At 60.7% G+C, this 23363-nt stretch carries 22 protein-coding genes and 1 pseudogene; 5 read left to right on the top strand and 18 right to left on the bottom strand.

Translation table 11 applies throughout. From position 1 onward, the window contains the following. Position 1: 1 nt before the first annotated feature. Both urtB and urtA read right to left on the bottom strand, forming a co-directional pair. Positions 2–919 (bottom strand): urea ABC transporter permease subunit UrtB, encoded by a 918-nt coding sequence (gene urtB / locus ACZ50Q_RS01445; protein ID WP_464080304.1) that lies wholly within the window; start codon positions 917–919, stop codon positions 2–4. Positions 920–973: 54 nt separating this feature from the next. Further along, positions 974–2236, bottom strand: a complete 1263-nt coding sequence (urtA, locus tag ACZ50Q_RS01440) for an urea ABC transporter substrate-binding protein (RefSeq protein ID WP_092576746.1) — start codon at positions 2234–2236, stop codon at positions 974–976. 196 nt (positions 2237–2432) lie between these two features. Here urtA and ACZ50Q_RS01435 point away from each other — a divergent pair, with 196 nt between their 5' ends. Continuing rightward, positions 2433–5825, top strand: a complete 3393-nt coding sequence (locus ACZ50Q_RS01435) for a hybrid sensor histidine kinase/response regulator (protein ID WP_464080303.1) — start codon at positions 2433–2435, stop codon at positions 5823–5825. Next, positions 5809–6702 carry a response regulator gene (locus tag ACZ50Q_RS01430; RefSeq protein WP_464080302.1) on the top strand — a complete coding sequence of 298 codons (894 nt, stop codon included), beginning with the start codon at positions 5809–5811 and terminating at the stop codon, positions 6700–6702. The genes ACZ50Q_RS01435 and ACZ50Q_RS01430 overlap by 17 nt, the downstream gene beginning before the upstream one ends. 57 nt (positions 6703–6759) lie before the next feature. Here the strand turns inward: ACZ50Q_RS01430 and ACZ50Q_RS01425 are convergent, their stop codons facing one another. The 7 genes from ACZ50Q_RS01425 to ACZ50Q_RS01395 all read right to left on the bottom strand — a co-directional run bounded on the left by ACZ50Q_RS01425 (position 6760) and on the right by ACZ50Q_RS01395 (position 12887). Then, entirely contained in the window at positions 6760–8169 is a 1410-nt protein-coding gene (locus ACZ50Q_RS01425) for an aminotransferase-like domain-containing protein (protein ID WP_464080301.1), read from the bottom strand. Positions 8170–8795: 626 nt separating this feature from the next. Beyond that, positions 8796–9266, bottom strand: a complete 471-nt coding sequence (locus ACZ50Q_RS01420; RefSeq protein ID WP_175493086.1) for a hypothetical protein — start codon at positions 9264–9266, stop codon at positions 8796–8798. Positions 9267–9545: 279 nt separating this feature from the next. After that, positions 9546–10502 carry a helix-turn-helix domain-containing protein gene (locus ACZ50Q_RS01415; protein ID WP_464080300.1) on the bottom strand — a complete coding sequence of 319 codons (957 nt, stop codon included), beginning with the start codon at positions 10500–10502 and terminating at the stop codon, positions 9546–9548. A gap of 75 nt (positions 10503–10577) precedes the next feature. Continuing rightward, complete coding sequence (locus tag ACZ50Q_RS01410) at positions 10578–10997, bottom strand: putative quinol monooxygenase (RefSeq protein WP_092576762.1); 420 nt, start codon at positions 10995–10997, stop codon at positions 10578–10580. A gap of 37 nt (positions 10998–11034) precedes the next feature. After that, positions 11035–11622 carry a VOC family protein gene (locus ACZ50Q_RS01405; protein ID WP_464080299.1) on the bottom strand — a complete coding sequence of 196 codons (588 nt, stop codon included), beginning with the start codon at positions 11620–11622 and terminating at the stop codon, positions 11035–11037. 14 nt (positions 11623–11636) lie between these two features. Then, positions 11637–12011 carry a nuclear transport factor 2 family protein gene (locus ACZ50Q_RS01400; protein ID WP_464080298.1) on the bottom strand — a complete coding sequence of 125 codons (375 nt, stop codon included), beginning with the start codon at positions 12009–12011 and terminating at the stop codon, positions 11637–11639. Between the two features lie 126 nt (positions 12012–12137). After that, positions 12138–12887 (bottom strand): SDR family NAD(P)-dependent oxidoreductase, encoded by a 750-nt coding sequence (locus tag ACZ50Q_RS01395; protein ID WP_092576770.1) that lies wholly within the window; start codon positions 12885–12887, stop codon positions 12138–12140. Positions 12888–13073: 186 nt separating this feature from the next. Between ACZ50Q_RS01395 and ACZ50Q_RS01390 the strand changes: the two genes are divergently transcribed. After that, positions 13074–13976 carry a LysR family transcriptional regulator gene (locus ACZ50Q_RS01390; protein ID WP_464080297.1) on the top strand — a complete coding sequence of 301 codons (903 nt, stop codon included), beginning with the start codon at positions 13074–13076 and terminating at the stop codon, positions 13974–13976. Between the two features lie 182 nt (positions 13977–14158). On the opposite strand, the gene ACZ50Q_RS01385 is transcribed toward ACZ50Q_RS01390, so the two are convergent. Continuing rightward, positions 14159–14728, bottom strand: coding sequence for a TetR/AcrR family transcriptional regulator (locus ACZ50Q_RS01385; protein WP_464080296.1), 570 nt, complete (start codon positions 14726–14728; stop codon positions 14159–14161). A gap of 117 nt (positions 14729–14845) precedes the next feature. Between ACZ50Q_RS01385 and ACZ50Q_RS01380 the strand changes: the two genes are divergently transcribed. Further along, on the top strand, positions 14846–15313 hold the full coding sequence (locus tag ACZ50Q_RS01380) for a nuclear transport factor 2 family protein (protein ID WP_092576776.1): 468 nt from the start codon (positions 14846–14848) through the stop codon (positions 15311–15313). Between the two features lie 301 nt (positions 15314–15614). Here the strand turns inward: ACZ50Q_RS01380 and ACZ50Q_RS01375 are convergent. The 8 genes and pseudogenes from ACZ50Q_RS01375 to ACZ50Q_RS01340 all read right to left on the bottom strand — a co-directional run. Continuing rightward, positions 15615–15743 (bottom strand): annotated as a pseudogene (locus ACZ50Q_RS01375) (helix-turn-helix domain-containing protein); the annotation flags it as partial. Between the two features lie 157 nt (positions 15744–15900). Beyond that, positions 15901–16734 (bottom strand): amino acid ABC transporter ATP-binding protein, encoded by an 834-nt coding sequence (locus tag ACZ50Q_RS01370; RefSeq protein ID WP_464080295.1) that lies wholly within the window; start codon positions 16732–16734, stop codon positions 15901–15903. Beyond that, positions 16727–17374, bottom strand: a complete 648-nt coding sequence (locus ACZ50Q_RS01365; protein ID WP_464080294.1) for an amino acid ABC transporter permease — start codon at positions 17372–17374, stop codon at positions 16727–16729. The genes ACZ50Q_RS01370 and ACZ50Q_RS01365 overlap by 8 nt, the downstream gene beginning before the upstream one ends. Further along, entirely contained in the window at positions 17371–18096 is a 726-nt protein-coding gene (locus ACZ50Q_RS01360) for an amino acid ABC transporter permease (RefSeq protein WP_464080293.1), read from the bottom strand. Before ACZ50Q_RS01360 ends, ACZ50Q_RS01365 begins: the two co-directional genes overlap by 4 nt. Before the next feature lie 12 nt (positions 18097–18108). After that, positions 18109–18960 carry a transporter substrate-binding domain-containing protein gene (locus ACZ50Q_RS01355; protein ID WP_464080292.1) on the bottom strand — a complete coding sequence of 284 codons (852 nt, stop codon included), beginning with the start codon at positions 18958–18960 and terminating at the stop codon, positions 18109–18111. A gap of 59 nt (positions 18961–19019) precedes the next feature. Further along, complete coding sequence (locus ACZ50Q_RS01350) at positions 19020–19868, bottom strand: enoyl-CoA hydratase/isomerase family protein (RefSeq protein WP_464080291.1); 849 nt, start codon at positions 19866–19868, stop codon at positions 19020–19022. Then, the gene (locus ACZ50Q_RS01345; RefSeq protein ID WP_464080290.1) at positions 19865–21505 is read right to left on the bottom strand and encodes a class I adenylate-forming enzyme family protein; all 1641 of its coding nucleotides are present in this window, start codon (positions 21503–21505) and stop codon (positions 19865–19867) included. Before ACZ50Q_RS01345 ends, ACZ50Q_RS01350 begins: the two co-directional genes overlap by 4 nt. Then, positions 21489–22361, bottom strand: coding sequence for an enoyl-CoA hydratase/isomerase family protein (locus tag ACZ50Q_RS01340; protein WP_464080289.1), 873 nt, complete (start codon positions 22359–22361; stop codon positions 21489–21491). The genes ACZ50Q_RS01345 and ACZ50Q_RS01340 overlap by 17 nt, the downstream gene beginning before the upstream one ends. On the opposite strand from ACZ50Q_RS01340, the gene ACZ50Q_RS01335 reads away from it, so the two are divergent. Then, entirely contained in the window at positions 22333–23328 is a 996-nt protein-coding gene (locus ACZ50Q_RS01335) for a LysR substrate-binding domain-containing protein (RefSeq protein WP_464080288.1), read from the top strand. The genes ACZ50Q_RS01340 and ACZ50Q_RS01335 overlap by 29 nt on opposite strands. Positions 23329–23363 lie beyond the last annotated feature (35 nt).

Below are 23363 nucleotides of genomic sequence, written 5' to 3'. Positions count from 1 at the left end.
CCTACTTGCGTACCTTGATGCTGAACAGGCCTTGCGGGCGCAGCATCAGAATGATCACGATGGCCGACAGGGTCAACACCTTTGCCATCGACCCCGTCATGAAGAACTCCGAGATCGATTGCGTCTGCGCGATGACGAAGGCCGACGCGATGGTGCCGAACAGGCTGGCCGCGCCGCCAAACACCACGGTCAGGAAGGTGTCGACGATGTAGAGCGAGCCGCTGGTCGGGCCGGTGGAGCCGATGGTCGTGAAGGCCGCGCCGGCAATGCCGGCAATGCCGCAACCCAGCGAGAACGTCACGCGGTCCACGCGCTTCGTATCGATGCCGACCGCGCCGCTCATGGCGCGGTTCTGCACCGTGGCGCGCACGTGCAGGCCCCAGGTCGACCGGTACAACGCCAAGAGCAGCCCGCCGGTCAGCAGGATGCTGATGGACATGACGAACAGGCCGTTGATCGGGATGTCCACGCCGTCCAGCGGTTGCCAGGAACCCATCAGCCAGTCGGGCAGCGTAGGGCTGACTTCACGCGGGCCGAACAGCGTGCGCAGCGTTTGCTGCAGCACCAGCGACAAGCCCCAGGTCGCCAGCAGCGTGTCCAGCGGCCGGCGATAGAGATGACGGATCATCAGCCACTCGACCAGCCACCCCAGGCTGAAGGTCACGGCAAAGGCAAACGCGATGGCGACGAAGAAGTAGGCCGGCATCAGACCGGGCGCGTACTGCTGGACCAGTTCGGAACAGAGATAGGTGCAATAGGCGCCCACCGCCAGGAACTCGCCATGGGCCATGTTGATGACGCCCATCTGGCCAAAGATGATCGCCAGGCCCAGGGCCATCAGCAAAAGCACGCTGAAGACCGATAGACCGTTGAAGCCCTGCATCAGCAGGATGGCCCCGAGATCGGAAAAGGATTCCATGGATGGCTCCCGGCAGTGGAAAGGGCGCCGCGCGCGGCGCCCGGATCGAGGTGATTACTGATAGCCCTTGGGGAAGGGATCGGGCTTGATCAGCTCCGGGGTTTCGAAGATCACGTCGAACTGGCCGTCCTTGCGGATCTGGGCGATGCGCGTCTTGCTCCACAGGTGGTGGTTGGGGTCGATCTTGACGTAGCCTTCGGGCGCTTCCTTGAATTCCAGGCCGGCCGAGGCGGCGACCACTTTGTCGACATCGAAGCTGCCGGCCTTTTCCACCGCCATCTTCCACAGCCAGGGGCCCAGATAGGCCGCCTGCGTCACGTCGCCGACCACCGCATTGGCGCCGTACTTGGCCTTGAAGGCTTCGACGAATTTCTTGTTGTTGGCGTTGTCCAGGCTCTGGAAGTACTTCATGCACGACCAGAAGCCCTCGGCGTTTTCACCGCCGATGCCCAGCAATTCGTCTTCGGTCACCGAGATGGTCAGGAGCTTCTGCTTGCCGCTGGTGACGCCAGCCGCCTTGAGCTGCTTGTAGAAGGACACATTGCTGCCGCCCACCACCACGGCGAACACGACATCGGGCTTTTTCAGTTTGATCTTGTTGATCAGCGAGCCGAATTGCGTGTGGCCCAGCGGGTAGTATTCCTCGCCGACCACTTCGCCCTTGAGGACGTTCTCGATGTGCTTCCTGGCGATCTTGTTCGACGTGCGCGGCCAGATGTAGTCGGAGCCGATCAGGTAGAACGAGCGCGCCTTCTGCTCGCGCGACAGCCAGTCCAGGCTGGACAGGATCTGCTGCGTGGCCTCCTGGCCGGTATAGAAGACGTTCTTGGATTGCTCCAGGCCTTCATAGAAGGTCGGGTAGTACAGCAGGCCGTTTTCTTTCTCGAACACCGGCAGGACCGCCTTGCGCGAGGCCGACGTCCAGCATCCGAACACCGTGGCGACCTTGTCGCTGACCAGCAGTTTGCGGGCCTTTTCGGCAAAGGTCGGCCAATCCGAGGCGCCGTCTTCCTGGACGATCTTGATCTTGCGGCCCAGAATGCCGCCCATGGCATTGATCTGCTCGATGGCCAGGCGCTCCGATTGGATCGACCCCGTTTCGCTGATGGCCATGGTGCCGGTCGCCGAGTGCAACTGGCCTACCGTGACTTCCGTGTCGGTAATGGCCAGGCCGGTGGTGTTGATGGCCGAGGTGGCCGGGGCGGCCGCGCGCGACAGCGCCGGTATGCCCAACAACGGCAGGGAGGCAAAAGCCAGGGCCAGGCGCCGGCGCGAAGGCAGTTCCGGAGCATTATCAAAAGGGGTTTTGCCAGACATCGATGACTCCTCAATGGATCACGACCAGGGAAACCGAGCATGCGCGGCACATGCCGCAGCCCGGACGGTGAGGGCATACTAGGAGCCTATGCCGCAGTGCAACATACGTTGATTGACGTACAGGCAGCCCTGCCTCCCGGGCGTTACAACGGCAACTACGTTCAATGACGTATCCCCCACTCCCTCGGAGCCCGACTTGTCTGCCAGCGCGCCCCAACGCATCGTCAAGATCCGCCGCGACTACAACACCTGGGTCGCCAATGAGACGCTGGAAGACTATGCGCTGCGTTTCACGCCCGTGTCGTTTCGCAAATGGTCGGAGTTCCGCGTCGCCAATACCGCCCTGGGCGCCGTCTCCTTCCTGGCGCTGGAAGCCATCGGCGGCGCGCTGGCGCTGAACTATGGCTTCATCAATGCGTTCTGGGCCATCGTTGCCGTGGCCCTGGTCACCTTCCTGACCGGCTTGCCGATCGCCTATTACGCGGCGCGCCACGGCCTGGACATGGATCTGTTGACGCGAGGCGCCGGCTTTGGCTATATCGGCTCGACCATCACCTCGCTGATCTACGCCTCCTTCACCTTCATCTTTTTTGCGCTGGAAGCGGCCATCATGGCGCTGGCCATCGAACTGGCCACCGGCTTGCCGCTGTCCATCGGCTATCTCCTGTGCGCCGTGGTCATCCTGCCCATGGTGGCGTATGGCATCACCTTCATCAGCCGGCTGCAGTCATGGACGCAGCCGATATGGCTGGTGCTGCTGCTCTTGCCCTATGCCTTCATCGCCTTTCGCGATCCCGGGGCGTTGCGGGAGTTCCTGCAGTTTCCGGGCTATGACGGCCGGGGCGGCAGTTTCAATCTGCTGATGTTCGGTTCAGCGGTGGCGGTGGCCGCCTCGCTGGTGACGCAGATCGGCGAACAGGTCGACTTCCTGCGCTTTCTGCCCGAACGCACGGCGGCCAACCGCCGACGCTGGTGGCTCGCGCTGATCTGCGCGGGTCCGGGCTGGATCCTGCCCGGCGCGGCCAAGATCCTGGGCGGCGCCTTTCTGGCCTGGCTGGCCCTGTCCCTGGGCGCGCCCGCCGACAAGGCGGGGGATCCCACCCACATGTATCTGGCGGCGTATACCTATGTCGTCAGCGATCCCGGGCTGGCACTGGTGCTGGTGACAGCCTTTGTGGTGGTCTCGCAGGTCAAGATCAACGTGACCAATGCGTATGCCGGCTCACTGGCCTGGTCCAACTTCTTTGCCCGCATCACGCACAGCCATCCGGGGCGGGTGGTGTGGCTGGTGTTCAACGTGCTGATCGCCGTGGTCCTGATGGAGATGGGCGTGTTTGGCGCGCTGGAGCATGTGCTGGCGGTGTTCTCGCACGTGGCGCTGGCCTGGATCGGGGCGCTGGTGGCGGATCTGGTGATCAACAAGCCGCTGGGCCTGTCGCCGAAACGCATCGAGTTTCGCCGCGCCTATTTGTACGACATCAACCCGGTCGGCGTGGGCAGCATGCTGATCGCCATGACGCTGGGCCTGCTGGCCTTTGCCGGCGTGTTTCCGGGCACGGCGGGCGCGCTGGCGCAGGCCTTGTCGCCCTTCGTGGCCTTGCTGGCGGCCTTTGTCTGCGCGCCCGTCATCGCCTGGCGCACGCGGGGCCGCTACAACCTGGCGCGCACGCCGGTCGACGTCGCCGGATCCGACCATGTCTGCGTGATCTGCGCCAACCGCTTCGAACAGCCCGACATGGCCCATTGCCCGGCCTATAACGGCGCCATCTGTTCCTTGTGCTGCACGCTGGATGCCCGCTGCCAGGATCGCTGCAAACAGCAGGGACGCCTGAAGGATCAGGTGCAGGCCGTGTTGAGCAGGCTGCTGCCGGCGCGGGTCACCCCGCTCTTGCATAGCCGCCTGGGCCACTACCTCCTGATCGTGGCGGGCATGGGCGCGCTGCTGGCTGGCATTCTGGGCCTGATCTACTACCAGGAGGTCGCCAGCCACACGCGGGCCGGCCTGGACCCCTCGGGTCTGCGGCCGACCTTCCTGAAGCTGTACGCCGCCCTGTTGCTGATCGGCGGCGTGGCGGCGTGGTGGCTGGTCCTGGCCCATGAAAGCCGGCGCGTGGCGCAAGAGGAATCGGATCGCCAGACCCATTTGCTGCTGCGCGAAATCGAGGCGCACAAACAGACCGACGCGCAACTGCAGCAGGCCAAGGAAGCCGCCGAGAGCGCCAATCTGGCCAAGAGCCGCTTCATGGGCGGCATGAGCCACGAATTGCGCGCGCCCTTGAACAGCATTCTGGGCTATGCGCAGATCCTGCTGCGCGACCCGGGCCTGCCGCTGGCGCGGCGCGAGGCCATCGACGTGATTCATCGCAGCGGCAAGCACCTGATCGGCCTGATCGATGGCTTGCTGGACATCGCGCGCATCGAGGCGGGCAGGCTCAGGCTGGAGAACAGCGAACTGCGCCTGCCGGAGTTCCTGGAGCAGATCGTGCAGATGTTCCGGCCGCAGAGCACGCTCAAAGGGCTGACCTTCTGCTATGAAGCGGCGGAACTGCCGTCCATCGTGCATATCGACGAAAAGCGGCTGCGGCAGATTCTGATCAACCTGTTGAGCAATGCGCTGAAATTCACCACGGAAGGTCAGGTGTCGATGCGCGTGAAGTCCGCGGCGGACATGGTGTTGTTCGAAGTGGAGGACAGCGGCCGGGGCATACCGGCCGAGGATCTGGAACGCATCTTCCTGCCTTTTGAGCGCAGCTGGGCGGCGATCGAGCAGGCCGATTCCGGCACGGGCCTGGGCCTGACCATCTGCCGCATGCTGACCGGCATCATGGGCGGCGAATTGACGGTGCGCAGCGCCGTCGGCCGCGGCAGCGTGTTCACGCTCAAGCTGTTCCTGCCGGAGGTGCGCTCGCCGCGCAGCGATGCCCGGCCGTCGGGGCTGGTGGTGGGCTATCGCGGCGAGCGGCTGCGGATCCTGACGGTGGATGACCAGCCTTCGCAGCGGCGACTGGTGCGCGACCTGCTGGAGCCGCTGGGCTTTGAGGTGCACGAGGCGCCGCATGGCGCCGCGTGCCTGGCCTGCGTGCATACGCTGCGGCCGGCCCTGATCTTGATGGACGTCTCGATGCCGGACATGACCGGATGGGAAGTCTTGCGGCGCCTGCGCGATGCAGGCGTGGCCGTGCCCATTGTGATGCTGTCGGCCAACATCCTGGGGCTGGATCCGAAAGACCCGGCGCAGCGCGGGCATGACGCATTCATTGCCAAGCCGGTGCTGTATGAGGATCTGCTAAGTCATCTCGGCCGTCTGCTCAAGCTGTACTGGCAGGTGGCGCAGGTGGAAGCGGCGCAGCCGGCGGGCGACCTGCATCGGGTGGCGCTGGAGCGCGAGGATGCCGAGGCGCTGCTGGAACTGGGGGCCATGGGCTACATCAAGGGCATCCAGGCCAAGCTGGAAGAAATACAAGGCCGCCGGGCCGAAGCGCGCGAATTGACGACGCATCTGCGGGCGCTGGCTGGCGAGTTTCAACTGAGCGAATTCAATCAGCTGCTTAAACATCATGTACAGCGTCACCATGCCCACGCCCGATAAAAACCTCGTCATGCTGGTCGATGATGCGCCAGACAATCTGAAAATGCTCTCCACCGCATTGGATGCGGCGGGCTATCAGGTGCTGGTGGCAATCGATGGCCAGTCGGCGATAGAACGGGTGGATTTCGTGGTGCCGGACATCGTGCTGCTCGATGCGGTCATGCCGGGGATGGACGGGTTCGAGACCTGCGCGCGCCTCAAAGCGCATCCGGCGGCGGCCGATGTGCCGGTGGTGTTCATGACGGGCCTGACCGATCCCGAGCACGTGCTGAAAGGGTTTCAAGTGGGCGGCGTGGATTACGTGACCAAGCCGCTGGACCCGGATGTGGTGGTGGCCAGGCTGCGCACGCATTTGCGCAATGCGCGCAGCCTGTCGGCAGCCTTCGATGCGATCGATGCGGCGGCGCGCGCCGTGGTGGCGCTGGATGCGCGCGGGCTGCCGATCTGGAAGACAGGCAAGGCCCGTATCTGGCTGGCGGCGTATTTTGGCTGCGCCGAGGACGCGGCGGATCTGCCGGCGCCCTTGGCGGATTGGGTCGCGCGCAATCTGGCGGCCGGCCCCGCGGCCGACCCCTTGGTGATCGTCAGCGCGCGCGGACGCCTGACCCTGAGCCTGTCGGCATCACGGCGCAGCGGCGAGACCTTGCTGCTATTGCAGGAGACCGCGCCGCTGGCGCCGGCCTACGGCCTGACGCCGCGCGAAGCCGATGTACTGCGCTGGTTGGCCAAGGGAAAAACCAATCGGGACATCGCCGAGATCCTGGGCATGGCGCCACGCACGGTGAACAAGCACCTGGAACACATCTACGTCAAACTGGGCGTGGAAACCCGCGCGGCGGCGGCGGCACTGGCGGTGCGGCAGGGGGAAGCGTTTTGACGCGCAATCCTGGGACTCGTCGTGACGACTGATCGTGACACAGGGCGTCCGGGCAACTCAGACCACGTGTGAAACCCGCCTGGCAAGATCGCCCTTGAGCAACTCCGCCAACCGGGTCAGACCCTGCGTCAGCCGATCTCGATCTATGGCGCCCCCCAATGACACTCGCAGCGCCAAGGGGCTGAACGACCCCGTGGAAAATGACGCCGAGTCCGTGACGCTCAACCCTTGTTGCAGCGCCGTCTGGGTAAGCCGGTAGAAGTCGATATGACGCGGCAACTGCAGCCAGAGGTGCAGCCCATTCGGGTCGGCCTGAATATCGCCCGGGAGGATCGACGCCGCAATGGCTTGTCGATGCCGCAGCTCACTCCTGACCTGTGCCAGCCATTGAACGGCAGCGCCCGACGCTATCCACGTCGTCGCCATTTCGGTCATCCAGGGCGTGGGCATCTGCGCCAGCGAACGCAGGGCATCGAGCACGGGACTTAAGGGCTCATCGGCAGGCACGACCAGGTAGGCGGTTCGAAGGCCCGGCGCGATGCATTTGGATAGCGTCGACACGTAGTAGACCGGCGTCGACGACATATTGGCAGCCAAAGAGAACATCGTGCTTGGCGCACGCTCGGCCAACAGCCAGTAAGGATCGTCTTCAATGACGGGCAGCGCGTACTTCTCCGCCACACGCAGCAGCGCCATTCGTCGCTCGGTGGAGAGCGTCAGCGCAGTCGGGTTTTGAATCGTCGGATTCAAATACAGCAGCGCGGGACGATGTTGTTCGCACACGCGGTCAAGGTCGACAGGATCCATGCCGAATTCATCCGACTTCACCCCTACGGCCGAGCGCTGGAGCAAGCGGGCCGCGGCCAAAAAACCTGGGTAAGTCAACGCATCGCAAGCAATGGCATCGCCGGACTGGCTTTTGGCCAGAAGCAGTGCCGCAATAGCGGTTTGCGCGCCAGGGCACACCACGATCCGCTCAGTGTCCAGGCTGCCCGTCATCGGCTGCAGCCATTTCGCCGCGGCGGCGCGATGCCGATGGGCCCCTGCGCCCACGTGATAGCTCATCAGATCCATCGAGCTGGCCGCTGCCTGCGTTGCGCTGCTGCCTTGCGCAAGCATGTGCGCAAACGCCGCACTGCCGAGCAAGGGCGGGATGTTCATTCCGAGATCAATCGTCCCGCCTGTTTCCAAGCCCGAATAGGCAACATAGGTCCCCCCCGCCCCCTGCGCTTCCAGAATCCCTTTCTGGCGCACTTCCGTGTACGCACGCGTGACCGTCGTCAGATCAACGCCCAATGTCTGAGCCAGTTCACGCTGCGGGGGCAGGCGGTCGCCCGGCCGAAGCACACCGTCCTCCACCGCGGTAACGATCTGCGTGGCGATCTGCTGGTAACGCGCGCCTGCGCCTGCGGCAAGAGGTCGCACCCAAGACATGTTTGCTTTTTTCAGGCGAGGGGAGAGAGACATGTCTTAACGAGAGGTAGGGGGGTTGAGCCGCTTCCGGAGGGATGAAAATCCATACAAGGCTAACTATTCAACTGTTTGTATGGATTTTATCGGTAAAATTCGGAAATCTTGTATGGAGTATAACGCTCGCCCTGGCCGCTCCAGCCCTCCCGGCTACCGCTCGATTGTCTTTGCCTGGCCCACGCGTCGTACACGAAGCTGCCGAAGCAGCGTTTTGAGGAAATGATGAATTTTTGGATCCCTGTAGTCCTCGGTACGTTCAAGGTCCTCGTCCTGGGCACGTTCATGTTTCTCGCCATCAAGTCCCATTACGATGGGGCAAAAAAAGAGAAAGAGAAAAAGAAGGAAATAGAAGGACCGTAAGGGACATCTCGATGCGCCAGATGCAGGCAATGCGTGGCCGGCTGTGCAACAGCTACACGGCCGGCATATCGGCAGTCCTCATGCGCAGGCTTGGACCGACTCGCCACGCACGCGTTGGTGTGTCCCCGCCTCCAGCGCTGCCGACAGGGCGTCGGAAGACGTAATCGCAACAGGAACGCCTTCTGGCGTTGGCTCGGGCCTGGTGCCGCCACGGTTTCTTCAGAAGGGCGACGTGATGACGGCCCGCAGTCGCAATTCCCAGATCAGGGAGATTGGCTGCTACTGGCCTGAGACGCCGCCAGGGCAACGGCGCTCTCGAAATTCTTCCCGTTTTCGTTGGCAATGGCCTCTGCCAGCTTCATCATCATAGACATCAAAGAAGCGTTCAGCACCGCCACTTTCACTTGAAGCGCGCCCGTCATTGCTGCCTTTTGCTCTTCATCCATCGTGGCGGTCTGAACATCGCGCAGCTCCTCCAACGCTTGCGCAAGCTGCTTCTCCAGTTGCGCTATTTGCTCCCTGAGGGACTCGAGCGATTCACCACCATTCTTGGCGGGCTCAGAATCCTGGCTCTGCTTCGCAGCCGACGTGTCGGTCGCCGACGAATCAGCACTTGTTCCCGGCTCCGATTCCGGGACGCCGGCTTCATTTATTGGGGGATTGGAAGGGGTAGAGGGTGCTTCGTACCTCGAAACGGCTGGCGTCAAGCCGACACTGCTGATCTCTAACGTCACTGTGATGTCTCTAAAGAAGTGGCTTGGAATGCTGTTGTCGCCTCGGAATCGGCGGCCACCGACCTGGCGCGGACACGGTTGTCCTGGCGAAAGCTCCCGCGCTCCTCCGCGCCGCAGTCAAGTCGAATGCCTCCTGCAACACGCCAAAATTCTAGTAGGTGACCTACGGCTCCGATGGCCGTTCCGCGCCACTGCGATTGCCTGGTTGCGCCATATCCGGCCCCAGCAGGACGGACAATAAGAAGAGGCGCCGCTCTCTAAGCCATGCCGCTGGCGAATCTAGGCCTGCCTACGAAATTCTCCGGGCGTGAGCCCGCAGAAAAGACGAAACTGCCTGACAAAATGTGATGCATCGCTGTAGCCGCACCTGCGACCGATCTCCGAAACGCTCAAGGAGCGAAACATGCGATTTGCGAGCATTCGCTTCGCCGTCTCAAGCCGCATCTCGGCGATCGCCCGCGGAATCGACATCCTCAATCCGGCAGTATGCCGGTACAGGGTACGCACGGAGATGCCTAGCTCTACCGCCACATCTGCAGCCGTAAGGTTGAACTCAGAATGGCGGTCGAGCAGAACCTTCCTGATTTGTTCAACCATGCTTCTGGCGACAGTTCGCGTCGTCTTGGGAGCATCCTCCACGGCAAGGCCGACGAGGGCGCCGAGTTGATCGACGAGCGTGCCCTGCCGCTCCGCCGCTGCGTTCGTAAACTCCGAACATAGCTGCCGAACAAACGCACACAACACACGCGACCAACCCATTGAGGCGTCCAACCGCATTCCTACGTGATCGTCAGGATTCGCTATCCATACGTTTGTCCAACGACTTGGAAGACTGAGCGAAAAGACCTCTGATTCATCCGGTAGGCGCAGCGTGAACTCCCGACGCGAACTCAACAAAACAAGGTCTTCGGGTTGCAGGCTTTCAGCACGTCCACGGGTACCCAACGACCACACCGAGCGGTATGAGCCAATAAGGAAATAGCATTCTCGACTATCTTCGGCGATGTGGGCCTCGGTACGCCGGACCGTCACGCCGATACTGGCCTCGGTCTTGCTGATGCGCAAAACCCCCATCTGACGCGACCGAAGCTCTGCCCGAAAGCGCTCATCGTCGGGGATGGTGATCTCGACCTTGGCGATCGACTGGCCGACCGCGTCTATCCAGTAATTCCTTTTTCGCGTCGTTGGAACAGTATCGGTGGACCAAAGCTGGACCAAGGCATCCGGATCATTCATGAGAAGTTTTGCCAGCAATCATAGGCATGCGGATCGCGCGGAGCTTCCCACGCGCCGCATGCCCCGCTGCGCGCCTTAGCTTGTAGCCACCTTGCTCCTGGGGTCGTCGATGATCTGCCGCTCGATTTCGTACCGGACGCCTTGCCGGTCCAGGATTCGAACATGCTTGACGACGTGCGCCAGCGCAGCAAGGAACGAAGGAGCTTGTTCGTGACGCTCGTAAGCATCCTCATCCGCCCAGCCCTCCACCAGATGAAACAGATTGGAGTCCGTCAAATCCGCGGCAAAGGCGTAGTAAATGCAGCCAGGCATCTTTCTGGCGGCCAATACGTCGGGAATGACAGCATCGACAAATGACTGCCGGTCCTGAGGATGCACGCGGTAATAGGCTGCCACCACCAACGCTGTCGGGAGGTCTTTGTCATGGTCGGCGGGAGACGCGCCGTGGTCGGGGAATTGCGCGCCATAGGCGCCGGGTCGATGGGGAAGGTTCATATCATTCCTTTCGTTTGGTCTGGCTTGGTGTGGCTGCTCACTGCCCGGGATGCTTGGGATTCCACAGCCTGAGGCTGCTGCGGCGCTCATAACCCTTTCCATTCGGGTAGCTGACCAGTTCCATGTCTGAACCCCAGGGTGAGCGGAAATGCACCCATGTCTCACCTTCGGTATCGCCGGAAGTCATCTTGACGAGTTCCCCCAGGACCGTGATGCCGTTGGCCTTGAGGTAAGACACCGCGCCCCCGATATCGTCGGTGTAGAACGCGATATGCGAGGCACCGATATCCTCGGCGCGCGGCATATCCTTGTTGCCATGCGGATTCCTGTACTCGAACAACTCGATGTTCGAACCCTCTGCACAACGCAGCATCGCAATCGTCACGCTATCGGCGCGGGGCGCGAAACCCGCGGCATCGGCCGATGCCGCCGGATCCAACTGAAATGGTCCGATCCGCGTCACGGGTTCGCATCCGAAAGCACTGTCGAAGAAGGCTTCCGCTTGCTTCAGATCGGGCACGTTGATGCCCACATGATCCACACCCGCGACACGGATGCCAGACGCCTGCGAAGCGCCACCTGCCAGAACGCCAATTGCCATGAGGCAAGAAGCCAGTCGTTTCATGATGCATATCTCACTTATGGGCGATCGAGAAAGACATGGGCGCTTGCAAGCTTTCCGTCCCTGATGGTGAAGATATCCTCCCCATGCACCTGAGCCGGGTTACTCCGCGGACCATAGCTCCAGACCACGCGGCCGACACCATGATTCCAAGTGACCGGAGCGGGCGTAAACAGAAATCCCGCATGGCCTGCCTGCACCTGCTCGATCAGGCGGTTTACATCCGCATAACCCGCAGAGACGCCACTCTGATCGGCCACGAAGAAATCAGCCGTGTACACCTGCTCGAACTTCAATTCTCGGGATTGGGAATTGGCGTCATTCCATATCGAAAAATGCATGTCGATCAGGCGTTGAGCCAGATCGACGGCGTCGTGGGTATCGTGTTTCATTCGTGGAGTTTCCTGTGCGTGCGTCCCAGGCGCGCTGCACATCGCAAGCAGCGCCAGTACGCAATGAATCAAGGATTTCATGCCGGACGTCGAGGTATCGGAAGCGCAACGCATCCAGACAATCGCTCAGACCTGCGCCATGCCGCCGTCGACAAACAGTTCGATGCCGTTGACGAAGCTCGCGGCATCGGAAGCAAGAAACGCCACCGCCTTGCCCACCTCTTGCGGCTCGCCCAGGCGACCCAGCGGCACCTGCGCGGCCAGGTAGTCGAAGAGCCCCTGGCGCGCGTCATCCGGGACCAGGCCGCCCAGCCCTGGCGTGCGGATCGGTCCGGGGCTCACGACATTCACGCGGATGCCGCGCGGCTTCAGATCCAGTGCCCATGAGCGCGCGAAGTTGCGAACCGCCGCCTTGCTGGCGCTGTACACGCTGAAGTTTTCCGTCCCCTGGATCGATACGGTCGACGCAGTCAGGATCACCGAGGCGCCATCGACCAGCAGCGGCAAGGCCTTTTGGACGGTGAACAGAACGCCACGCACGTTGGTGCCGAAAATGCGGTCGAAGTGCTCTTCGGTGATCGCGCCCAGCGGCATCATATCGCCGCCGCCCGCGTTGGCGAACAGGATGTCGAGCTTGCCGGCGGTCTTGGCGATTTGGGCGTAAACGGCGTCCAGATCGCTCAGCACCGAAGCGTCGGCCCGGATGCCGGTCGCCGTGCCGCCGATGCTGGCTACAGCGGCGTCAAGTTCGGCCTGGCGGCGTCCGGTGATGAAGACGCGCGCACCCTGCGCGGCCAATTCCTGAGCGGTCGCCAAACCGATACCGGTGGTGCCGCCCGTGACGAGTGCGATCTTGCCGTTGAGTTGCTGATTCATGATGAGCTCCGTTTACTTGATTAGGAAGTTGTCAGTCAGCCGGCTATGTAGGGAAAGTCCTTTAAAGCGCCGTGTTGACTGGGCATGGAGGTACTGTAGGCACGCCGTGATAATGAATAAACCCTGTAAAATTGAAATAACTATCCATGCTTATGGATAATTGGCGCAAATTGAGGGATTTCAGGCATGGACCAATTGACGGCCATTCGCGGCTTTGCACGCGTGGTGGAAGCAGGCAGTTTCACGCGGGCGGCGGATTCCCTGGACATGCCCAACGCCACGCTCAGCAAGATGGTCCAGGACCTGGAGGCGCACCTTGGCGTGCGCTTGTTGCAGCGAACGACTCGGCGCGTGACGGTCACGCCCGAGGGCCGCGAGTACTACGAGAAGACGCTGCGTATCGTGCGCGACCTGGAGGACATCGACGGCTCATTCAATGCCGTACAAGGAAAACCCAAAGGCCATCTGCGCATCGATGTCGGGGGATCTACCGCACGCGACGTGTTGATTCCCGCCATCCCCCACTTTCTGACGCGCTATCCCGACATCCGGATCGACCTGGGTGTGTCTGACCGCCCAGTCAATCTGATCAGCGACAACGTCGACTGCGTGATTCGTGGTGGTCCGCTTGACGATTCATCGCTGGTGGCGCGGCACATCGGTACCGCGGACCTCATTACGTGCGCGACTCCGGGGTACCTTAAACAGTTCGGCACGCCGGCCTATCCGGACGAGCTCAAGAACGGCCACAAGCTGGTGAGCTACCTTTCGCCGCAGAATGGGCGGGCATTTCCATTCCGCTTCGAACGCGATGGGGAGAAAGTGGAGATCAAGGTTGACCACCGCGTCGGCGTGAATGAAAGCAACGCGCACCTCGCCGCTGCCCTGGCGGGACTGGGGATCGTCCAGACCTTCACCTATGCGGCTGGCGCCGCGCTGCGAAGCGGCGCACTGGTAGAAATCCTGAAACCGTGGCGGCCACAGCCCTATCCCTTCCATGTGGTGTACCCGCACAACCGCCATGTCACGCATCGGCTGCGCGTATTCATCGACTGGCTCATGGAGAATCTTCCTCAACGGCTCCGTTAAGACGTGCGGGAGCCAGCACCCAGTCCTCATGATTGGGGCTTGTGGAGCAAAGAAGTCTCCTTTCGCCCAAGACTGCGAATCCGGCTGACAAAAAAAGACCGCGCATAGCGGTCCTTTTCACGATGGGTGTCGACGACACAAAGAAGATCAATAGCGGGAAGCACATACCGCTGGCGCCGCCATCACGCCTCAAGAACACAGCGCGAGAGACTGCGCATCGCATCGATGGCGTGATCGGTGGATTCGCCCATTTGCGCGTGCACGATGGCGCCGTCAATGGCGACCGTAAGAGGGCCGCCCAAGGTATGGCCAGTGCTCTCGAAAATCTCGTCCAGGCATCGCGCAACGTCGTTCTTGTGGTCGCGCACGATCTTCAATATCTCGGGATGCGTGGAGCCGAACTCGGCCGCGGCATTCAAGAACGCGCACCCGCGGAATTCCTCGCTGTCGAACCATTCGCGCAGCGTGAGCGCCAGCGAGTCGATCTGCGACGCGCCAGCGGCCAGCTTGGACGCAAGACTCTCTCGAAACCACCGCATCCATCGTTCGTGGCGGAACTCGAGATACGCCATCACCAGCACTTCCTTGCTGGGATAGTGCCGATAGAACGTCACCTTGGTGACAGCGGCGGCTTCGATGATCTTGTCGACCCCGGTGGCGCGGATGCCCTGACCGTAAAACAAGGCATGGGCCGCATGCAGGATGCGTTCACGGGGCGAGAGCGTGTCGACGGGGGGAGTGTTGCGTGTCATGGCGCATTGTAGACAGATCGGTCCACTGCCCGCAATTTGAAGTAGACAGGTCGTTCCACTTGCATTACTCTGCGCAGGTAGACAGATCGTTCTACTCTCTTTTGCCCAGGAGCAATCATGGAAACTCGCCCCCCGCTGCCGCCGTTCACCAAGGAAACCGCCGTCCAGAAGGTACGGCTCGCCGAAGATGGTTGGAACACGCGCGACGCCGCGAAAGTCGCGCTGGCCTATACGCTGGATACCAAGTGGCGCAATCGCGCCGAGTTCGCCAACAACCGTGCAGAAGCCCAGGCCTTCCTGGATCGGAAGTGGAAGAAGGAACTGGACTACCGGCTTATCAAGGAACTCTGGGCGCACGATGGCAACCGGATCGCCGTGCGTTACGCCTACGAATGGCACGACGACGCGGGCAACTGGTTCCGTTCTTATGGCAACGAGAACTGGGAATTCCTGCCCGATGGACTGATGCATCGCCGCTACGCGTGCATCAATGACATGCCGATCAAGGAATCGGAGCGCAAATTTCATTGGCCGCTGGGCCGCCGGCCCGACGATCATCCGGGCTTGTCGGAACTTGGGCTCTGAAAGATCGCAAGAATGGGGATGCGGAAGGTCAGGCCTGTGTGGGCTTGGCCTTTGCTTATAAACCGGCTTCTCGATGAACAATGAGCACTGCTTCGTGTTTCGCGTCAAAGACGGCCAAATCGTCTATGGGCGCATCTACGCTGACACGGCGAGCAGGCGCGTCACCTTTAGCGCGCACGGCGGGTGCATGCCTCAGGGTGTCGATGTTGAAGCCGTGTCGTTCAATGCGGGAATCCGGGAAAATACTTCCGCAATGAAATGAATGTCGACGTCGCGCAAGCGCCACGTCGCACCGGACGACAAGAGACAGCTTGCGTGTGGAGCGGTGAAGCAGCCGCGTCTGCAGATGATCTTCCAACGCTGCCACGTATCGGCTCACATTGGGTTGGCCCAGGCCGAGATCGCGCGGCGACAAAGAAGCGAAGAACATTCGCCGCTCAGCTCGGGAATTTTGCAGCCACGGGCCCGAGGGTTCTTCTCGAAGGGTCGCGCCCTAGCGAGGGGCGGCCCCCCCTTGAAAAGGGCCATCAACGACAGGATGCGTCCGCCTCACACGGAGGAGTGCTGACGAAACTGAATGCGGTCCTTCAGTGATTCAACACGTTATGAAGGAACGACCGTGTACGTTCGCGCTCCGGGTGCACAAAAATCTTTTCGGGTACACCTTCCTCGATGATTCGCCCCTGGTCGAACACGCAGATGCGGTCGGACACTTCGCGTGCAAATCGCATTTCGTGCGTCACGATCAACAGCGTGACGTTCGTCTCGCTGGCGACCCGGCGAACGACATCCAGAACCTCCCCGGCCAGTTCTGGATCGAGCGCCGATGTGATCTCGTCGAGCAGGAGAATTTCCGGCTTCAGCACCAGAGCTCGGGCGATGGCGATACGCTGCTGCTGTCCTCCGGATAACTGTGCCGGATAGGCGTTCACCTTGCTTTCCAAGCCCACCATTCGCAGATACTCAAGCGAAGCTTGTTCTGCCTGTTCGCGCGCTTGACCCAACACCGTGGTGGGCGCCAACACCAAGTTCTGCAGGACCGTCAGATGCGGGAAAAGGTTGAACTGCTGGAAGACCATTCCGCATCGCCTGCGGATCCGCGATTCTTGGGCGCTAGAGAGCGGCTTACCAAGCGCATCGAATAGGATGCTCTCGCCATGAATGCGAATGTCACCGGCAGAGGGCTTTTCCAAGGTCATTGCCAGTCGAAGAACAGTCGTCTTCCCCGAGCCGCTGGGTCCGATCAACGTCACCTTTTCGCCGGCTTTCACCTGCAAGTCGAGGTCGACCAGCACACGATGGCTGCCAAACGATTTCGACACCTTGTCGAACTCGATGCCCCAGGCGCCTGAAAGATCTTGAGAAGTCTTAGAAGCCGCATCGAACCGCTCGACGCCGCTGAATTGAGTGGTGCTAGCCATGTTTGACCTTGAGGCGATGCAGAAGGTAGACAAAAGGAATGTTGATGGCAAGGTAGAACACGCCAGCCACGGTGTACGCTTCAAGAAAATGATAAGTCTGGCTTGCCACCTGCTGAGCCTCTCCAAGGAGCACGGGCACGCCCAATGCGAACAGGAAAGACGAACTGCGAAACAGCATCAGCACATAGTTGGCCAGCGCAGGCATCGCGCGTCGCACCATGATCGGCACGAGAACCTTGCTCCATGTGGTGTATGGGCTCAAGTTGAGGGCCACGCAGGCATCGCGCAATCCGTTAGGTATCGTGATCAACGCTCCCCGGTAGACTTCCGAGCAAAACGCCGAGTACACGAATCCCAGGACAAGCACGCCGATTGCCAACCCTGACCATGTGATCCCCAGCTCCGGTAGCACATAGAAGCCGAAATACAGCAGCACCAACACCGGAATACCGCGAAAGAGTTCAAGCCAAAAGCGTACGAACATTCGGCCGATTCTGGTGCTCACGCTTTCCAGGATTGCCAGCAGCAGCCCACCGAAAAGTGTGATTACGGAGCTAAGCACTGTGACCACGATTGTGTACCAGACACCGAGAAGCAACTGCGGCATCATGTCCCACACGAACTTCCATTCCCAGCTCATGATCTGGCCCCTCCTTGCAGTTCTCCTTGGTTGTCCAACGACGGCGCACGTGCGGCGTTCACTGCGGCCATCGCGCGATTGAGCGGCAAAGCGCGCTCCAGCAGGCGAAAGGCGGTAGACGTAATCAGGCAGACAAGCCAGTAGATCGCGGCCAGCAGCGTGTAGATCGTCACTGTTTGGTAGGTCTCGCCACGGATCGTGTTCGCCACCCACATGATGTCCTGCACGCCCACGAAGCTGACGATGGCCGTCCACTTCACGATATCGGCCGCCAGACTTCCGAATCCGGGAACGATCTGGGTAAGCGCCTGCGGAATGATCACTTTCAGCTGGGCTTGCCTCGGGTTGAGTCCCAGTGCGTGGCATGCGTCTGCTTGCCCGCGATGGACAGACTCGATCCCCGATCTCACGATCTCCGACGCATAGGCGGCGCCGATAGCAGACATGACGATGACTGCGGAAATTGCCGGACCGAAGCGCGGCATGCCTGGCACGAGCGGCAACGCGTAGAACACCCAAAAGAGCCAGACCAGGCCGGAGGGGCCTCGAACGAGCTCCACTAACAACATCGAGCAGGTTCGGACCGCCTCACTACTCGAAAGACGCAGCGGCCCGAGTAGCAGGGCACCAATCGCAGCCAAGACAATGGTCAAGGCAGCAACCCATACGGTTGTCCAGAGGCCCGACACGACCATTGGCCAGTATTCAATAAGTTTGTCCATGGCGGAACCCGCTTACTCGCAGGAGGGCACCAAGTCGCTAGGCTTGGCGAACTTTGCGAGAACGTCCCAGTTCGGCACCTTATATTTGACGGCGTACAACTCCTTCATTTTGCCGTTGGCACGCAAGGCTTCGAGCTGTCTGTTGAACGCGTCGCGGGTTTGAATATCCTCCTTCCTGAACATGACGCCGTAGGCATTAATTGGCGACTGCGCGTCGACCACCACTTCTACGCCCCTCTCGCTCGCGTTCGCGACGCTGAATTGTCCGGCGGCAAAAGCGTTGGCCCGCCCGCCGCGCACGGTGGACACGGCTCCCTGCATGTCCGTCACCCGCACAAGCTGTTCAGGCTTGATGCCCTGCTTAAGCGCATAGGCTTCCTGCGCAGAGCCACTGAGCACTGCAAGTTTGATATCCGGGCTGCCTGCGATTGTGGCGTAGCCGGTGATTTTCTTCGGGTTGTTGGGCAGCACATACATCGCATCCTGCTGAACCCAAACGGGGGAAGAGAACGCCACGACCTTGCAGCGCGCTTCATTCATCGCGGCCCCGGGAGCGACCAGATCGAACTGCCGCGCCTGCAACCCGGGGATCATTCCCTCCCATGCCGTGAGAGTTGCCGTCATGGGTGGCAGATCCAATCCTTTGAGGGCCAAGTTAAGGATCTCCACGAGATACCCTACCGGCTCGCCCGAGGGCGACACCGACATCCAGGGCGGGAGTGAACCGACTGCTACTTTCACCTGGCCAGCTTTGCGCATCGAGGCAAGAAGACTTGGGTCCCCTTGCGCCGCTGCGGAGAACGAAGGGCTGGCGGCGACAAGACAGGCGACCAGCAGAGAACGCGTGGAAGGTACGAAACGCATGATGTCTCCTCGGGTTGTATTGGTATGCGCGAACTGTACTAGCGGCGCACATGCCGCTTTCAGGCGGGCGGTTCGGGATCGGTTGGGCCAGCCCCGTTGCTCGGGGTGAAGAAGCGGTCGCGCCACGCGATACCTGCTTTGGTCCCTTGCTCGAGGACGCGATTCTTGAACTCCTTGCCGACCTCTCCGTTGACGAGGGAAAGGTACAAGGTCGACTCGGCCCACGAATTCAGGTGAGGAGCCATTCCCATCGTTTCATAGGTGCGGTTGATGCCGGACTTGAGCAGCCACAGCGCCGTGGGTGGAAGCTTGCGGATCGTGTCCAGAAGCAGTCCCAATTCGGAGTCCAGTGAGTCATCAGCAACCACTCGCGTGAGAAAACCCATTTCCATGGCTTCCTGAGCGCTGAATTGGCGGCCTGTCAGCAGTATGTCCTTGGCCCGTTTGTGGTTCGTCATCCAAGGCACCATCAAGAACGCGGGTCCTGCACCGAATAGGATCTCGGGTTCCCCAAGACGGCAGCTTTCTGTAGCGATGGTGAAATCTGTAGGCAAGACCAACTCGAAAGCGCCTGCGAGGCAGTAGCCGTGAATTGCAGCAATCACCGGCTTGCGGCAGTTCCAGATTGCCCATCGCGTGGCGTTCGCAACGTCATGAACCGCAGTAAGCTTTTGCTCCAGCGACTCGGTTTCCATTTCAAGCTTCAGGTCAAAACCGGCCGAAAAAGCCCTCCCGGCGCCTCGCAGAACCACCGCCTTGCAGTTTTCGTCACGATCCGCTTCTTGAACCAGCCTGCCAATCTCGGTGTAAACATCGAACGTCAGTGCGTTGAGCTTCTTGGGGCGGTTGAGGGTGATCGTCAGAACTCCATTCACCATCTCGTGCAGTGGCAAATCGGTCGGATTCATTTTGCGGCTCCTGCAAGCCAGTTCCCTGTGCTCACGTCGAACGTTTCGGACACCGTTACGCCCTCGCCGTCCACCAAACGCTTCTTGGCGATCTTGCTGGATCCGGTCTTGGGGAAGGCGGAATAGAACTGGACATAGCGTGGCACCTTGAACCGAGCCAAATGTTGCCGGCAGTGCGCGATGATCGTTTCCGGCGACATGGTCTGTGGGCTCTGGCCCTCGCGAAGGATGACGCAGGCCTTAACCTCTTCTCCCCTCATTTCATCCTTCACGCCGTGAACCGCCACTTCCATGATCGACGGAAGGGTAGACAGCACCGACTCTACCTCCGTGACGGAGATGTTTTCCCCGCTTCGGCGAACCATGTCCTTGATGCGGCCAACGATATAAAAGTATCCGCGCTCATCCTGGTAAGCAAGGTCGCCGCTGCGGAACCAATTCTGGTGAAACGCGGCAGCCGTGACCTCCGGCTTTTTGTAATAGCCCTTGAAGATGCCGTGTCCGCGAATGCAGAGTTCACCCGTTTGACCGTAAGGCAGCGGTTCGCCCTCCGGAGTAGCCACCATCATTTCGCGGAAGGGAGCAACGATGCCGCACGAGCCACTGCCCACCATGTCCGACGCGTCCAGCGGGACGTATGCGGTAAACCCAACTTCGGTCATGCCGAACGTGTCGCGGGCCGGCACACCGAACCGCTCCTCTACTGAACGATGTAGCGTCTTGCTGAGCCCGAACGTAGCGATCATCTTCAGGCAATTGTCTTTTTCAATCGGGTCCGGTGGCTGCATGGCCACGGGGTCCGTCATCCAGGCCATGTCGTACTTGTAATCCCTAACGCGTTGGCGAAAGCGCGAAAGGGAATAATTTGGCGGTACACACAACGCCCCACCTTGGAACGCTGCTACGCAGAACCGCCAAAACGGGCCCAGGTAGTAGAACGGCAGGTCGCACTGGATCCGATCAAATTTAGGCCAAACCTCAGAGAGCATCTTGCCGCATTGCAACCAATACCGATGCGATAAAAGGCAGCCCTTTGGCATACCGGTGGACCCGGACGTGTACTGGATGTTGACGATGTCGTCCAGACCAACAGGCTCGTTCGGCGTGAACACGGGGGCTACAGCAGCAAGCATTTCCGACCACCGAGACAGTCCATCAACTGACCTATCGCCATACGTGACCAACCTGCTCCTATCGATGACCGGACCAGACTCATGCATCTCGTCGAAAGTCGCCACACATTCGCCGTCCAGCAGTAGCCACTCTGCGTCGCCATCCGTCAGCCCATAGCGCAATTCGGCGGGGGTGAACCCCGGGTTGATCGGTATAAGACACGCACCCAAACGGGCTAGTGCGAGCCAGGCAGCCAGAGACTCCGGTACGTTTGGGAGCATTACACCAACGTGCGTCCCTTTGCGAACGCCCAGTGCGGCGAACGCATTGGCAGAGCGTGCAACCAATTCGTTCAGTTGCTGGTATGTCAACGCGGCCCCTTCGGGGTCCACATCTATCCAGGCAGGCCTTTTGGCGTAACGCTCGACAGCGAAATCGAGCAGGGCTCCAAGGTTGTCGGGCAGCGGTTCGGCTTCGATCCGCGCTTGAATCTCTGCCGGTGTTTCCTTAGATCCGATGCTCATCGCTGCCTCCCCTGCGAGTGAAAAATCCTTCTTTGGACCCGGGACCTTCATAGCTCAGTCGATGGAGCCGATAGAGGTTCTGTCCGTAGTGAACAGCGTCGTGGCGAGACATCTCCTCGCCGATGGCTAAAGCTTCCATCTCCACCCGAACCGCGGTAGGGGGGTTTCGCATGATCAGGCGCGCGACCGCCTCGGCCCTATCAAGAAGCGCCGCCGGCTCCACAACCTCATTGACCAGAGACATGCGATGTGCCTGCTCAGCACCGATGAACTCCCCAGTCAACGCGATGTAGGCAGCCAACGCGGGCGGAATCTGGCGGGCAAGCCGCAAGGTCGCGCTCATGCCTGCGGCACCAAAATTCACCTCAGGCAAACCGAACTTGGCGCTGGCATCGGCAACACGGATGTCACTGTGAAGAAGCATGTAGGCAAACCCAGCTCCCAAGCAGTATCCGCTGACGGCCGCCACGATAGGCTTGAAGCGACGGTGGCGATAAACGTCTTCTTCCCAGCCAGGGCGAGCGGGGCTATCCCCTTCTTTTTGGTGGAGGAACAGCACGGCCTCTAGCTCTTGTTGCCTGGTCCTAGCCGGGGTGTAGCGATTCTTAATGTCGTCTCCGGCCGAGAATGAGCGACCACCCGCACCGTAGATCAATCCAACGCGAGCCTCTGGGTCTATCTCAAACTCTTTCAGGCGATGAAAGAATTCCTTATGGATCTGCGGCGTGATGACATTCATCGTGCCGTTATCGATCACGAAATGAGCGATGCCGTCGCGAATCTGGTAGTTGATTCCCATAGAGATCCATTCAGTTCGGGTTAACAAAATGCCGAAGCTCATGGCAATGATGTGCACGTCCACTCATGCGGTCAAATTCGATTTTTCGGATAGTCGATACAATTCAGGCATGGACCTTCGCGAACTTCAGTTCTTCCGTGTCGTCATGCAGACGAAATCGATGACGATGGCCGCTACGCAATTGCATACGTCACAACCAAACGTCAGTCGTGCAATCGCACGGCTGCAGAGGGAGACGGGACTGCATTTGTTCAAGCGCGTCGGCCTGCGCCTGGTTCCCACCCCAGAGGCGGAAGCGCTTCTGCGCGAGGTCGAACGCTGTTTCGTGGGTGTGAATGAAATCAGGGAAGCGGCCGAGACGATCAGGACCTCCGGCGCTGGCGGCCTTCGTGTCGCCGCGAATCCCGCAATGACCATCGGACTGATCCCTGATGCATTGCGTCTCTTCAGGAAGTCGCATCCTTCGATATTCGTCAGCGTTCAGACCGCTGACGCTGGCACGCTGACGAAGTGGACAGCTGCAGGCCTTTGCGACTTTGCGCTTGCCACGTACTTTCCGGACCCCCATTCAGTGGAGGGGCGCCTGCTGCACCGAAGCCCTGCAGTGTGCCTGCTTCCGCAAGGCCATCGCCTGGCGCGTAAACGCAAGATCCGGCCCGCGGACCTCGCAGGAGAGTCATTCATCTCCATACCGGTGAGCGAGCCGGCACGTCAGTTCATCGACGAAGTCTTCAGGCCGGACCATCGCCACGTCGACACCGAGACAACTCAGGCCGTCACGATATGCCTGATGGTCGCGCGCGGGCTTGGAGTGACACTCATGAGTCCGGTTGTCTATCGAGCGTTAGCGCCTGTCGGGGTGGTGGCGCTCCCTTTCGAACCGGCAGTGAATATGGAGATCTATTCACTTCACGCGCGAGATCGGGTCGAGCAAGCGGCGGCGCAAGCATTCCTGGCATCGGTGAGGTTAGTACTAGCCGACGTGCGAGGCTCCGAATCGGCTACGTCCCGCTCGACGCCGTGAAGCGCGCCGAAGTACAACTCGACCGCGAACTGGTT

This window comes from Achromobacter sp. T5-5, from assembly GCF_055397965.1.
The sequence above is the reverse complement of the archived record's forward strand: the minus strand, read 5'-3'. Positions and strand labels throughout refer to the sequence as shown.

Excerpts from the sequence above, each read along its gene's own strand:
- urtB (WP_464080304.1), bottom strand. The coding sequence starts at position 919 with ATGGAATCCTTTTCCGATCTCGGGGCCATCCTGCTGATGCAGGGCTTC.
- urtA (WP_092576746.1), bottom strand. The coding sequence starts at position 2,236 with ATGTCTGGCAAAACCCCTTTTGATAATGCTCCGGAACTGCCTTCGCGC.
- ACZ50Q_RS01430 (WP_464080302.1), top strand. The coding sequence starts at position 5,809 with ATGCCCACGCCCGATAAAAACCTCGTCATGCTGGTCGATGATGCGCCA.
- ACZ50Q_RS01425 (WP_464080301.1), bottom strand. The coding sequence starts at position 8,169 with ATGTCTCTCTCCCCTCGCCTGAAAAAAGCAAACATGTCTTGGGTGCGA.
- ACZ50Q_RS01415 (WP_464080300.1), bottom strand. The coding sequence starts at position 10,502 with ATGAATGATCCGGATGCCTTGGTCCAGCTTTGGTCCACCGATACTGTT.
- ACZ50Q_RS01410 (WP_092576762.1), bottom strand. The coding sequence starts at position 10,997 with ATGAACCTTCCCCATCGACCCGGCGCCTATGGCGCGCAATTCCCCGAC.
- ACZ50Q_RS01405 (WP_464080299.1), bottom strand. The coding sequence starts at position 11,622 with ATGAAACGACTGGCTTCTTGCCTCATGGCAATTGGCGTTCTGGCAGGT.
- ACZ50Q_RS01400 (WP_464080298.1), bottom strand. The coding sequence starts at position 12,011 with ATGAAACACGATACCCACGACGCCGTCGATCTGGCTCAACGCCTGATC.
- ACZ50Q_RS01395 (WP_092576770.1), bottom strand. The coding sequence starts at position 12,887 with ATGAATCAGCAACTCAACGGCAAGATCGCACTCGTCACGGGCGGCACC.
- ACZ50Q_RS01390 (WP_464080297.1), top strand. The coding sequence starts at position 13,074 with ATGGACCAATTGACGGCCATTCGCGGCTTTGCACGCGTGGTGGAAGCA.
- ACZ50Q_RS01385 (WP_464080296.1), bottom strand. The coding sequence starts at position 14,728 with ATGACACGCAACACTCCCCCCGTCGACACGCTCTCGCCCCGTGAACGC.
- ACZ50Q_RS01380 (WP_092576776.1), top strand. The coding sequence starts at position 14,846 with ATGGAAACTCGCCCCCCGCTGCCGCCGTTCACCAAGGAAACCGCCGTC.
- ACZ50Q_RS01370 (WP_464080295.1), bottom strand. The coding sequence starts at position 16,734 with ATGGCTAGCACCACTCAATTCAGCGGCGTCGAGCGGTTCGATGCGGCT.
- ACZ50Q_RS01365 (WP_464080294.1), bottom strand. The coding sequence starts at position 17,374 with ATGAGCTGGGAATGGAAGTTCGTGTGGGACATGATGCCGCAGTTGCTT.
- ACZ50Q_RS01360 (WP_464080293.1), bottom strand. The coding sequence starts at position 18,096 with ATGGACAAACTTATTGAATACTGGCCAATGGTCGTGTCGGGCCTCTGG.
- ACZ50Q_RS01355 (WP_464080292.1), bottom strand. The coding sequence starts at position 18,960 with ATGCGTTTCGTACCTTCCACGCGTTCTCTGCTGGTCGCCTGTCTTGTC.
- ACZ50Q_RS01350 (WP_464080291.1), bottom strand. The coding sequence starts at position 19,868 with ATGAATCCGACCGATTTGCCACTGCACGAGATGGTGAATGGAGTTCTG.
- ACZ50Q_RS01345 (WP_464080290.1), bottom strand. The coding sequence starts at position 21,505 with ATGAGCATCGGATCTAAGGAAACACCGGCAGAGATTCAAGCGCGGATC.
- ACZ50Q_RS01335 (WP_464080288.1), top strand. The coding sequence starts at position 22,333 with ATGCCGAAGCTCATGGCAATGATGTGCACGTCCACTCATGCGGTCAAA.